Source organism: Natrinema sp. SYSU A 869, from assembly GCF_019879105.1.
In the GTDB taxonomy this organism is placed as follows: Archaea; Halobacteriota; Halobacteria; order Halobacteriales; family Natrialbaceae; genus Natrinema.
In genome coordinates, this window is record NZ_CP082249.1 from 422,965 (window position 1) to 435,512 (window position 12,548).

General features: G+C 61.7%; 7 protein-coding genes and 2 pseudogenes. 1 reads left to right on the forward strand and 8 read right to left on the reverse strand.

Going from position 1 to position 12,548, the window contains the following annotated elements:
- Positions 1-22: 22 nt before the first annotated feature.
- The 8 genes and pseudogenes from K6I40_RS10210 to K6I40_RS10245 all read right to left on the reverse strand — a co-directional run bounded on the left by K6I40_RS10210 (position 23) and on the right by K6I40_RS10245 (position 11,411).
- Entirely contained in the window at positions 23-1,573 is a 1,551-nt protein-coding gene (locus K6I40_RS10210) for an ATP-binding protein (protein ID WP_345779429.1), read from the reverse strand.
- A 245-nt stretch (positions 1,574-1,818) separates the two neighbouring features.
- Complete coding sequence (locus K6I40_RS10215; protein ID WP_222918912.1) at positions 1,819-3,219, reverse strand: aryl-sulfate sulfotransferase; 1,401 nt, start codon at positions 3,217-3,219, stop codon at positions 1,819-1,821.
- Between the two features lie 111 nt (positions 3,220-3,330).
- Positions 3,331-4,208 (reverse strand): annotated as a pseudogene (locus K6I40_RS10220) (universal stress protein).
- Positions 4,209-4,413: 205 nt separating this feature from the next.
- Positions 4,414-5,574, reverse strand: a complete 1,161-nt coding sequence (locus K6I40_RS10225) for a DUF4367 domain-containing protein (protein WP_222918913.1) — start codon at positions 5,572-5,574, stop codon at positions 4,414-4,416.
- A 370-nt stretch (positions 5,575-5,944) separates the two neighbouring features.
- A complete protein-coding gene (locus K6I40_RS10230; protein ID WP_222918914.1) occupies positions 5,945-6,244 on the reverse strand; it encodes a HalOD1 output domain-containing protein in 300 nt (99 codons plus the stop codon).
- Positions 6,245-6,353: 109 nt separating this feature from the next.
- Positions 6,354-9,508, reverse strand: a pseudogene (locus K6I40_RS10235) (PAS domain S-box protein).
- A gap of 113 nt (positions 9,509-9,621) precedes the next feature.
- A complete protein-coding gene (locus K6I40_RS10240; RefSeq protein ID WP_222918915.1) occupies positions 9,622-10,677 on the reverse strand; it encodes a site-specific DNA-methyltransferase in 1,056 nt (351 codons plus the stop codon).
- 179 nt (positions 10,678-10,856) lie between these two features.
- Positions 10,857-11,411, reverse strand: coding sequence for a hypothetical protein (locus K6I40_RS10245; protein WP_222918916.1), 555 nt, complete (start codon positions 11,409-11,411; stop codon positions 10,857-10,859).
- Between the two features lie 472 nt (positions 11,412-11,883).
- Here K6I40_RS10245 and K6I40_RS10250 point away from each other — a divergent pair, with 472 nt between their 5' ends.
- Entirely contained in the window at positions 11,884-12,528 is a 645-nt protein-coding gene (locus tag K6I40_RS10250; RefSeq protein WP_222918917.1) for a hypothetical protein, read from the forward strand.
- The last annotated feature ends 20 nt before the right edge of the window (positions 12,529-12,548 follow it).

Consider the following 12,548-nt stretch of genomic DNA (forward strand, 5'->3'; position numbering starts at 1 on the left):
ACTTAGTTATCGGAGTCAACTGCTACCGGAAGAGTACAAGACACCGTTGTCCCCTTGCCAGGGTCGGAGTCGATCCAATGTCGCCGCCGTGGCGCTCGATGATGCGCTCGCACAGCGCTAGCCCGATTCCCGTCCCCCCACCCTCCACTTGAGTGTGGAGGCTCTGGAATACGTCGAAAACGCGGTCGGTATCCGTGGGGTCGATACCAACACCCTCGTCGCGAACCGATACCGTCCACTCGTCGTCTGCCTGCTCGGCCGCGACATGAACCCGCGGTGGCTCCTCGCCACTATACTCGATAGCGTTATCCAGCAGATTTTGGAACACCTGCCGGAGTTGGTCGGTGTCGCCTTCGACGCAGGGGAGATCCTCCGAGACTATCTCCGCGTCGTCCTCCTCGATTTTCACCTGGAGGTCCTCGCGCACATCCTCGAGAACATCGTTCAGATTAACCACCTCGAATGAATCGCCTTGTGTTTCAACCCGCGAATACTCGAGCAACCCATCGATCATGTCACGCATCCGGTCGGCACCGTCGACGGCGAAGTCGATGAACTCCCGGCCGTCCTCGTCGAGGTCATCGCTGTAGCGACGGTCGATGAGTTCAAGGTAACTCGTGACCATCCGCAACGGCTCTTGGAGGTCGTGCGAGGCGGCATAGGCGAACTGCTCTAACTCCTCGTTGGACTCCTCGAGCTCTCGCTCATACGCCTTGCGCTCGAGTTCATTGCTCACCCAGTTACTGAGCAGGCCGACAAACGCCACTTCCCAATCGGAAAACTCCTCGGTCCGTGCCTCCATCCCGTAGAAGCAGAACGTTCCGTACACTTCTCCGTGTACGATGACCGGTGTACCGAGATAACAGGAAATACCCCACTCAGGGTCGACCAATTCTGGAGCCTCCGCCGCAACGTCCTGGAGGACGAGCGTCTCCGCAGTCTCGACGACATGCGAACAGTTGGGAAGGGTCTCCAGCGGCGTCGTGTCACCTGACTCGAGGTCCACCTCCTCCGGAGTAGCCACGTGCTCAAAAATGTACTCGCCATAATCTTCATTAACGCACGAGAGCGTCGCGAACTTGGTCCCGATTGCCGTGCGGACCACTTCGAGGAGCAATGTAATCTGCTGGGAGAACGGTTGGTCTGGGGCCGCCATCACATCAGAAGCACGCCGGAGGGCTTGCTCACGCTCCTCGAGTTCCTGCTGACGGTCATCCGGGTCAGTGATGTCGCGTACGTACACTGAAAGACCGGTTTCAGAGGGGTAGACACGTACCTCGAACCAGCTATCCTGCGGCGGATAGTACGCCTCGAACCTGACAGGTTCCTGAATCTCCATCGCACGTTCGAGTTCCCACTGGAATGTCGAATCGGTCATCACGGGAAACTCCTCCCAGATACCCTTCCCCTGGAGTTTCGCCTGCTCTCGCTGAAACATGGCTTCGGCTCGGTCGTTAAAATACGTAAATCGCCAGTCCTCATCAAGCGCGAAGACAGCATCAGTGACACGCTCAAGGACAGCTTCTGGAGAACTTTGACGGGAGGATTTGCCCGGTGTCTCTGGGCCAGTCATTAATATGTCCACTGCTTCGAGAGATATGGTCGTTACGCACATGCAGTGAGCGTTCCCACCCGAATATTTGTAATGAATGACAGTACCATGTTGCTGTATTCTCTGTATTCAGCACGCGGTTTATATCAGGTACTGAGTGGGTTACAACCGGCAGCGTTACATCCTTTCCCAGTACATATCATTCGTCCCGCAGCGAACGGTCGAACGAAGCCACTAAAACGACTCTCCGACACCATTCGTCGATCTCAGTCGCCTTCACGATAGACCGGCAGCCGGAATCTGACTCCGGCGTCTCGGAGTTGCCACCTGACCTCGAGGCCGACCCAGAGCAGTCCCGTTAGGAGCGCGATGGCGATCGCCGCGAACTCCGACGGACCGATCCAGACCGGCGTCGCGAAGAGGAGACCGTTGTAGATCCGGTGGGGGAGAATCGATTCGATGAGATCACCGAGGAACCCGAACGGATCGAATCCGAACAGATCCCCGCCTTCGTCGTCGCTCTCGGCCGCTGTCCGCGACTCGAGACCGAGTTCCCGGGCGCTGTGCCCGCCTGCGCTCTCGTCACCGGTCTCGAGGCGTTCGGCCTCGTAGGGGAGCGTGGATTCGACCTGCCAGACGATATCGCCGGACTCGTTGATCTCTATGACGCGGTTGCCGTGCGTGTCGGTGACGAGCGTATTCCCGTTCGGCAGGCGGTCTGCGTCACGCGGCCACTGCATCCGGTCGTCGGACCACTCCCAGGTGCGGGTCCACTCGCCATCCTCGCGCTGGAACTCCTGGACGCGGCCGTTCTCGGAGTCTGCGACGACGACAGCCGGCCCGCCCCGGCTTTCAGGGATGTAATCGGGATTGTGCTGTTCGTACTGGACATCGTGCTCGTTTTCCGCGCCGAGCGTCCAGTCCTCGAGCAGGCCCTCTGCTGGATCGAGGAAGACGACTTGATCCTGATTCCGCAGGCTGGCCATGATCCGGCCCTCCATCTCGCCGTCCTCGATGTATTCGACGTCGTTGATATGCGCCCAGTCACCGGGATACGCGCCGCCGCCCTCGACGGGGAACTCGCTCTGGGCGTCCCAGAGCCACTCGACGACCTCGGTCTCGGTGTTCACGACGAACACCTGATCCGCGACGATATCGGCGACGACGATGTGGGTCTCGTTGATGCGGTCCGCGTCGTGCCACTCACCGGCGGTCTCCTTGTAGTCGTAGCGCTCATAGAGCACCTCAACCTCGCCGGTCGAGAGGTTCGCGCGCTCGATGACGTTCAGCGCACACGGCGGGTCGCTACAGGTCGGTCCCTCGTCGTGGATCGTGTCCGTCGCGGTGTACTCGACGGTCAGCGGCTCGCTCTCGACGGGGTCGACGTCGAAGTACTTCGTCCGCGTGTTGTTGTAGTAGACGACCTCGCCGTCGGGGGCGTAGGCAGTGATCGTCCCGGCACGACCCGACTCGGTCACGACCGTGTGATTCTCCGTCGGCGGTGCGTCCGGAACGTCCTCGGCCGACGCCGTCGAGAGGCTGTTCGTGGACGCGTTGGCGACCACGGCCGCCGAGAGGACGATTACGACGAGAAACGCGACTCGGAGCCGGTTTCGCGAGAGGAGCGAGCCGGCGCGAGCGAGCGAGGCGCGCGATCGGGCAATCATCTCACTACGTACTCTCCCGCCGTCCGAGGTAGCATTGTTCGTCGTTTGCAATTCCTGACAGTGCCATCCGTCGACCGATCGAACGGCGACGAGAGCCGTCCAAATACTCGTTCAGTCTTCCACCTCGGCCTCTCTCGTGGTGAGGACGGGGACCGGTGACGTCCGAATCACGCGCTCAGTGAAGCTCCCGAGGAGGTGGCGGTCGAGTCCGGTGTGACCGTGCGTCCCCATCACGACGAGATTGATCCCCTCCGTGTCGGCGTACGACGTGATCTCTCGTGGAACCGAGCCGGCTCGAATGGTGGTTCTGATATCGACGACACCCGCTCGTTTCGCGGTCGCTTTGGCCTCGTCAAGAACCGCCTGCACGTTCTCCTCGAGTTGCTCTGGGAGCGGCGTCGACCCCGCATCGAACACCTCCGGGAGTTCGTCGACGACGGACAGTAGATGTAACGTCGCGTCGTGTCGTTCGGCGACCGTCGATGCCAGCTCCAGCGCTGCCCCCGCGTGGTCGCTCCCGTCGGTCGGAACGAGCACATCTGTATAGGGATACGTCCACGTCGCGTCCTCGGCCGCGCGAACGGTCACTACGGGGACCGAACACTGGTTGACGACGCAGTCCGTGGTGCTGCCGAGGACGTACTCGCCGATGCCGCGCCGTCCGTGGGCCCCATTACGACGAGATCGAACTCGTCAGCAGTGGCGTGGTCGGCGATCACGGTTCGCGGGTCCCCCTGAACGACGTTTGTCACGACGGACACGCCCCGATCCGCCGCCAGCGCAGCGGCATCGTCGAGTATTTCATCACCCTCCCGCTCGAGGACATCGATGACATCGGTGCCGAGCCGGGTCAGACTCGGCTCTTTCGTGTCCGCGACGTAGAGCAACTGGATCGTCGCCTCCCGATCGGCGGCGATATCCAGCGCGTGCTCGAGGGCTGCCGTCGCGGGGTCGCTCCCGTCCATCGGGACGAGTATTTGACTAATCATGGGTTCGGGTTCAACGCGAACCCGCTTACGTTTAGTGGAAACGCAAATTCCAGACCGGGATAGCGGCCACCCGGATCGGCTTTGCGCTTATCGGTCGAAGTGGTACCGTCTCGAAGCAGCCGTCAGCTATGGAAAAAACGGGCGGTGTTCATCCAGCGGGCCGGACGATCGTCAGTGCTGGGAGCAGTGGCGTGTCAGCAGGGCCTTACTCGCACGGGAGCGACTCGGCGACGTCGATACTCTCTTCTTTCGAGAGGTCACCGGAGATGCTGTAGTCGGCGTTCGTACAGTTCAGACGTAGGATGGACGTGGTGGCCCCGTCGTGCTCGAACTCCGCGTAATAGCCGGTGTGGTCCCCGACGTCGACTGCATCGTACCGGTCGGTCTGGTCGTAATCGTAGCTACTCCTACTGTCCGGACGTTTCGTGACGTGGACCACGTCGTCACTGTCGGTCACGTACTGGAACGTGATCATCGAGAAGTCGTCACTCTTGATGACGCTTGCCTCCGCGAAACTGTATCGTTCAGGCACGTCAGGAGAGGTGATCGACTGGTTCGTGTCGTCCCGAAGATCGGAGAGCGAATCGTAGGTCGTTCGGTCGAACGGCGAATTGTCGGGCGTTTCCGCGTCCTCGGGGATGTCGATCGTGAACCGCTCGTCGGAAATCGGCTCGTTCAGGCTGACGTTTCGGATGTCGACGACCATCTCGTACTCGTAGTCGTCATCACTCACGTCGTGTACTATCTTGGTGGGGAAGTAGGTGTCCGTGTCAAGCCAGAGGGTCGTGTCAACGGATTCGGCCATCGTCTCCCCGTCCGTTTGGTTCACGTCCAGCCGATAGGTCTCCTCGCCGTCGAGGGACTCCTGCCCTTCGTAGGTGAACTCGTTGTCGGTAACCAGTTGCTCGACCGGCGACTGTGGGCTCGTATCGCTGGAGTGGTCGAATCGACTGACTTGGTTGTTCTCGACGTCGTAGGTTACCGTCTCGCTCTCATTGCTGACGGTGATCGTTTCGGTCTGCTCGGAGCTGCTCTCCGTCCGAGTTCGGTTATTCTCGGAATCTATCCACATCTGCTGTTCGGTGGTCGTCGTCCGGTCGGTATCGAACGTCATGTTCATCTCGTAGGTCATTGCGACCATGTCCAGCGACGTCATGCGGTCCGTGAACGTCTCGACGACCGCACTGTCGGTGGGCGACGACCCGTTGGCTGTGTCTGTCGTCGACGACTGCGTTGCTTGTGCGGGCTGTTCGACAGTTGCGGGCTGGCCGGAAATCGCACCCGCCCCGGTGGCAACGCTCGAGAAAACGAGCAGCGATCCGAGGGTGACTGCGATCAGGGCAGCACGGAGTGAATCGGGAGCCATTGCGTCCCTTTCTCGAGTCCGTGATCGCATAAACGGGATCAGCGACATTCCGGTTCGGAACGCTCCACCCAAAATATAAGTGTACACCTATATTTGGCTAAAATTAGGGAGTTGCTGTGCAGTCAGGAGATTCGTCGGCAATCCAGATCGGTGGGAGCGGTGGCGTCATCGCGTTCGATGGCAGCGCGCACACGTGATATGCTCGCCGCCGACGCTGACGAGTGTTCGCGTTCGGCGATTGCAAGCGTAATGGTACCCTCGAGTCAGGAGAACTGATCGGACCCGTCGCTCGTACTCAATCGATTTCGTAGCGATGCCAAGCGATAGTCATCGAGTATGCGAACCGTCCGATGAACCTTGGACGGGACGGCTACGCCGATTCGACGCGGATCTCGCCGTCCGCAGTGACTGTTACCAGACAGTCGCTGTACTCGAACGTCACCGATCCACTGGACCGGAGTCCATCCGCTCGCGGTTCGAACAGCCGCTCGAGCGCGTCGGCGTTGATCGAGTAATGGAGTGGTTCGAGCTTGGTGACGGCTTCGTTCTGGAACGTTGCGACGGCGTCCGCCACGGCAACGCTCAGCGGTTCGTCGTCGAGTCGATCATACTGCACGGCATAGTGATCCCCTATCGAAGTAGATGGCGATCGTGAACTCATCTCTGTCATTTATTGTACGTACCCCCAGTACGTCCGTGGGAAGCTATCCCTCTGTTCACGAGTCCTTGCAAAGAGCCTGACCGTTAACTGTGTAATGGTCTTCGGAAGGGGTGGTTAATCAGTTAACGTCCGTGGCAGCCGCCCCCTCGAACAGCGCCGCAAAGAGCTTCCGTTCGGCGGACCGGACGTGTTTGTGAAAGGCGGGCGAGGAAATATCGAGCGATGACGCGATTTCCTCGCCGTTGGCCTGTCGCGGCCACTCGAAGAACCCGCCGTGGTACGCCGTCTGGACGACTTCGCGCTGTCGATCAGTGAACCGCTCGAGCAAGGCATTGCGCGCGGGGCCGCCGAGCGTCGACGGGTTCTCCGTGGACTGTTCGCGTCGGGCGACCATCGACACTGCTGGACCGCTCCGGGTGATTTCGGAGAGAACGTCACGGATCTCGGCGGTCTCCGGAACGTCGATGATGGCACGACCCCTGACGGGTCCGCGGCGAACGCTCGCAACCGCGCCCCGTGCGTATCGACGATCGACCCGAGGAACGGATCGGTCAGTTGCACCTGGAGGAGCGTCTCGTCCTCGTGGTCGGCGATCGTCGACATCCCGGAGATACCGTCGACCGCAGCGCGATCGATACCTACTGCGGGATCGTCTGTGAGTGCGTCGACGGCGACGAATACGATCTGTGACCCGTCTTCCCGCCTCGTTGCGCCCTCATACCTAACGGATCGGTCGAGCACGTCTGCGAGCCGACAGAGGGTCTCGTCGGCCGCAACCTCGAGTTCGACTTCGGTGTAGTCGTCACCCACGAGTGCGTTCTTCCGCTTGACGGCATCGATCGCATAGGCGATCGTTTCGCCGAGTTCCGCCAACATCGATCGAAGCGTCTCGTCGAACGCGTCCCGGTCCTCGCCGTAGATCGACAGGACACCGTAGAGGAACCCGTCGTAGACGAGCGGGACTGCGTACGCGGACTGGAAGTTTCGCGACAGCGCATCGCCTCGCCACTCGCCGTCGTGGACCGACGCGGCGACGTTGTCGACGGAGACCGGTTCTCGCGACCGAGCCGCCCGTCCCGTCGGTTCGGCGGCTGACTCGTCGACCGTCGTCACCGTCACTGCGTCGAGATAGCCCCGATCGGACCCGGCATGAGACCGCGACTCGAGTTCGTTCCCGCTCGGGTCCGGTTCGCCGATCCAGGCCAGCGAACACGACTCGAGGTCGGCGAGGCGCTCGGGAACGCCGCGTTCGATCTCGGCTCGGGAGTCGGCCAAGAGGAGTAGCTGTTCGATGTCCTGGCGCACCTCGTTGGCGTCGTTGAGCCGCTCGAGATGGCGGTTCTGTCGTTGGAGTTCGCGCTCGCGGTCGTGGAGTCTACGGGTCCGGCCGATTCGATCGAGCGCGGCTTCCGCCGCTGTCGCGAACAGCTGGGCGAGTTCGATGGTGTCCTCGTGATACTCGCCCGAAGCGGTCGAGAGGGCGACCAGTACCCCGTGTTCGCCCAGCGGAACGTAGAGACCGCTCCGAGCGGCCGTCGCCTCATCGTAGACGTTGGCTTTGTCACTGATATCATCGTAGACGGCGGATTCGCCGGTAACGAAGGCCTCCCAGGCGATGCTTCCGTTGGGCTGGAGCCGCGAGGGCGGACCGAGCGCCGACTCGAGGGCCGGCGAACACGCCGCCGAGACGAGTTCGTTGTGCTGGTCGTCGAACCGGTAGACAACGCTGTCGAGATCCAGCACGTCGGTCGCGACGTCGACGATGTACTCGCAGGCGTCCCCTTTCGAGTCGACGGTCAGCAGATGACTGGTCGCCTCGTGTAACGCGTTGAGCGCCTCCTGGTACTGGACCCGTTCGGTGACGTCGTTCGCGACGCCGATTACTCGATCGACGGCTCCGTCCTCATCCGTGATCGGCCGATACCATGCCTCGAAGACCCGGTCCCCGAGCGGTCGCTGCGAGTGGACTGTCTCCCCCTCGAGTGCTCTCCGCACGTCGGCACAGGCGTCCGGGTACTCCTCGAGCAGGTCGACGAACGACTGACCGACAACGTCCGTCGAGTCGAAGCCGAGATTTGTGAGCCCGCGTCCCTCCGAGAGCGTGAAGGTTCCCTCGTCGTCGAGGACGAACAGGACGACCGGGACGTTCTCGACTAACGTCTGCAGGCGTTCCGTCCGTTCGGTCAAGTCCCGCTCGCGTTTGACGCGCTCGGTCACGTCCTGCCAGTAGATGGAGATGCCCGACGGCGACGGGTAGATACGGGCCTCGATCCAGGCGTCATAGCGATCCAGATAGCCCTCGAACGTTCGGGGCTCCTGTTGCTCCATCGCCTCGATTGCCTCGCGCTGGAACACCGTTCCCTCCATTTCCGGGAACGCATCGAGGATTCGTCGGCCGAGCAGATCGGACCGGGTGAAATCGAGTTGCTCGATCGCGCGGTCGTTGACGTAGGTAAAGCGCCAGTCCGCGTCGAGGGCGTAGAACGCGTCGGTGACCCGTTTGAACGACTCGTTCAACTCTTGTTCGATGCGGTGGTGCTCGGTGATATCCCGAATCGACGCGATGACGCCATCGATGATCCCGTCCTCGAGTCGGTTCGTTAGAACGGCCTCGTGGACGTACCAGTAGCCATCGGAATGTCGACACGTGTACTCGATGGTCCGCGTCGTTCCGCAGTCGGCCTCACAGAGGGCGTCGAACTCGTCGCCCACTGCCTGACTGTCGTCGGGATGGACGTACTCGAGTATGTCGTTCCCGCAGAGATCGTCCGGATTGAATCCTCCAACGCGCTCGACTGCCGGACTGATGTACGTGATCTCACCGTCGGCGTCGACGACGAGCAGGAGATCCGACGAGTGTTCGATCAGTGTCTGGTACCACTCCGTCTGCTGGGTCGTCGATTGCTGCATCACGGCGAACTCGACCGCCCGCTGGAGCCGCTGAGCCAGGAGCCGCGGCTCCTGAATCGTCGTCTTGGCGATCACTTCGGGATCGCCGCGGAGGTCGTCGATCGACTCGTTTCGGGCCGGATCGACGGCGTAGACGACGGGATACGTCTCGTCGACGATGCCGAGAACGTCCCGGTCGTCAGTCAGGACGCAATCGGCCCCGTCGAGTCGTTCGTCGGTGAGGTCGGACACAGTCGAGACCGAGTCGGTCACGAAAACTGATTCGTCGGCGAGCCCCGCCGTTGCCGTCCGTATCCACTCGGACGAACCGATGGCGAGGGCGTGTACCGGGGTCGTCTCGGCGTCCTCGAGACCGCGAGCCATACTGCTGCGTGGGCGGGAACGGGTAAAAAGTTCGCGTCGGTTTCAGTTGCAGTGATCGAAACAACCGTCTCCCGCACCGAACCGGCGGGGGCCGCGCTGCGGCGCGGTCCGGCTTACTCGAGGGTGAGTGGCGCGTGTTCGACCCGGTAGCCGTCGTCGATTTCATCAACGGCGCTCACCTCGCGCAGTCGGATGCCGCGTTCCATCTTGGTGATGACCGGCGTTTCGTAGTAGTCGGCCTCGTATTCGAACCCTTTCCCCTCGTCGCGCCGGCTCTCGACGAACTCTCGGTGGCGCTCGAGGCGCGCCTGCCCGATCGAGCGCGACAGCGCCGGGACCTCGTCGACGCCGTCGTCGAATACCTCGAGGAAGGCGTCCTCGAGTTCGGACCCGACCGAGTGCCGACCGGCGGACATCGCCGCCAGCGTCGTTGTCCCCGTTCCCCAGAACGGGTCGAGGACAGTGTCGCCGTAGGCCGAGTACATACAGATTAGGCGATAGGGAATCTCGAGCGGGTAGGCCGCCGACCGCTCGCGGAGTTCGTCGTCGGCCGGCTCGTCGATCGCCTGTAACTCGCCGGTCACGTCGGTCCAGATGTCGGTAAACCAGCGATTGCGCTCCTCCCAAAAGTAGGCGGCCTCGTAGCGCCGATCCGCTCGGGGCTCGAATCCGCGGCTCTCAGCTCCTTTCCGGAACACCAGAATGTACTCGTGCTCCAGCGTGACGTAGGCGTTGGGCGGGATCATCCCGCTGCCCATGAACTTGGCCGCGCTGTTAGCTGGCTTGCGCCAGAGCACGTCCGGCAGCGGTTCGAACCCTCGCTCTTCGAAGGACTCGAGCACGCGGGCGTGGTTGGGGTAGACCCGGAAGCTCCCGTCGACCGACCGGGTCGCGTCGCCGACGTTGATACAGGCGATACCGCCGTCGACTAGGACGCGCTCGAGCTCGTCCCAGACGCGCTCGAGCTGGGCGTGCATCGCCTCGAAGGCGTCGTAGCCGTCCCCGGCCGCCAGTGCGTCGCCGATGGCGGGATCGAGCTCCGTAAAGAGGTCATCCCACATTTCGATCATCGGATACGGCGGGGACGTGACGACGAGTTCGACGGACTCGTCGTCGACCGCCGAGAGATCGCGAGAGTCACCGACGAACACGCGATGGGTCGTCTCCATTGGCACACACTGTCGGCGTGGCTCCCTTAGCTTCTTCGTCAAGGCGGCGACTCAAGGCCACCGATAGCGAGAGCAAATAGTAGTGGCTGATCACGTCGTGGAGCACCTCGAGCAGACGCAAAAAACGGCGCAAATCGGTCAAATCAATTTCAATCGTAGCGATGGACGAAGATGGGATCCTATTCCTCGGTTTCCTCGTCCGTCTCCTCGGTCTCGGCCTCCTCCATCTCCTCCTCGGGTTCGCTTTCCTCATCGCTCTCCCCGCTCGTCGCCGGTTCGAACTCCTCGATCGGTTCCCACTCCTCTTCCTCGCCGGATGAGAGGCGACGTCGGAGGACCACGGCCCCCACAACGGCACCAACTACCAGAAGGAGTTTCGGCAGTCGCGAACTGGACCCGTCTTCGGTAGCCTCGGATTCACTGGTCATTTCAGGTGTCGTTTCGGTTGTTTCATCCGCAGCTTCCATTACATCTTCGATGATCTCCGGCTCCTCTAAGTCCTCGATCGGTGACTCCTCGAGTTCCGGTGACTGTCGTCCCACTAAAAAGCCGATGACCGCGCCGAGGCCGAACAGTGCCCCCGCGAGTGGGAACCGACCGCCGGAGCGAGGGCCACCCGACTCCTCGACGGCCTCAAGGATCGAATCGCGCATCGGTGACTCCATCCCTCTATTGACTGCTTCCTTGACGATGAGCTCGGACAACGTTTTGTCTTGTTGTTCCATCTCGGGCATAATTCGCCCCGACCACACCACCGTACATAGTTCTATTCACTGTTTCCGATAGCGACCCGTCTTCGTCATGGATTATTCAGAAATTAATCACCATCACACGACATATAACTACTGTCTACTTCGCAGCCGACCGCTCGTCTGCGAGCGGCCAGCGATTCCGTCCGAGAATCCGACTCGAGGTGAGGTCCGTCAACATGTCACACAGGACGGGGTACGATCGTGGAGGATTTCAACCGGAGCCTGATCTCAGAGCGACTGATTTCGACCCCTGAATTCGCGGCTTCATCGCAGACGCGCGACGACCATCGCGATCAACAGTCCATGTCGATGGCCGTCCATCCCTGTCGAGACGTATGGCGATCGATAAATAGGGATCTTCCCGTGGTATAAGAACATATCGGTGCGCTGATCGCGGCTCGATCGGGAGAACGCCTTCCATAACGAAAGGGATCCGAGCGAAAGGAGTCAGGATATGAGTGTCATCCGCCAACCGGAGGTGCTCGGCCGAACGACGCGACGACGCGTCGTCGGCATCACCGCCGCGCTCTCGGCCGCGGCCGTCGAGACGGTCGGCGTCGGGCTCTGGTTCGGCCTCGTCGTCAGCTCGCGGACGACATCGACCGCGCTCGCGGGACTCGGGGTTCTCTTCTGTGGATCGCTACTCAGAGCGGGGGTCTTCAGTGCGACGGTCAGCGACCTTGGCGACCTCTTGGAGCCCCACCGACTCGGTGCGGCGATCGTGCTGACGACTGGTTGGGTCGTCTGGCTGCTCGTCGCCGAACTGATCGGCGGGAGCGTCGGTGTCGCCGTCGGAACGACCGTGCTCGCTGGCGTCCTCACGGTACAGTTCATCCTCGAGCGATACGTGTTCAGACTGCCGGCGAACCGCGGAGTGACGTACACCCCGGTGGTTCCCGGATTGTTGCTGGCCGCTGGTGCATCGGCCCTACTCGCGACGGCCTGGTTTACTGACTGGGGGGTCTCGTCACCGCCGCTCTCGCTCGGCTTCACGACGGTCGTCGTCCAGCTCATCGCCCTGCATGTCGGCGTCCTCGTCTTCGGGCTCTTCGCCTTTCTCGCCCACCAGCGCCGATTCCAGCGGATTCTCGGTTCCTGACGCGTCACGTAGACGGGACT

Coding starts and splice junctions, on each gene's coding strand:
- K6I40_RS10210 (WP_345779429.1), bottom strand. CDS start 1,573: ATGACTGGCCCAGAGACACCGGGCAAATCCTCCCGTCAAAGTTCTCCA.
- K6I40_RS10215 (WP_222918912.1), bottom strand. CDS start 3,219: ATGATTGCCCGATCGCGCGCCTCGCTCGCTCGCGCCGGCTCGCTCCTC.
- K6I40_RS10225 (WP_222918913.1), bottom strand. CDS start 5,574: ATGGCTCCCGATTCACTCCGTGCTGCCCTGATCGCAGTCACCCTCGGA.
- K6I40_RS10230 (WP_222918914.1), bottom strand. CDS start 6,244: ATGACAGAGATGAGTTCACGATCGCCATCTACTTCGATAGGGGATCAC.
- K6I40_RS10240 (WP_222918915.1), bottom strand. CDS start 10,677: ATGGAGACGACCCATCGCGTGTTCGTCGGTGACTCTCGCGATCTCTCG.
- K6I40_RS10245 (WP_222918916.1), bottom strand. CDS start 11,411: ATGCCCGAGATGGAACAACAAGACAAAACGTTGTCCGAGCTCATCGTC.
- K6I40_RS10250 (WP_222918917.1), top strand. CDS start 11,884: ATGAGTGTCATCCGCCAACCGGAGGTGCTCGGCCGAACGACGCGACGA.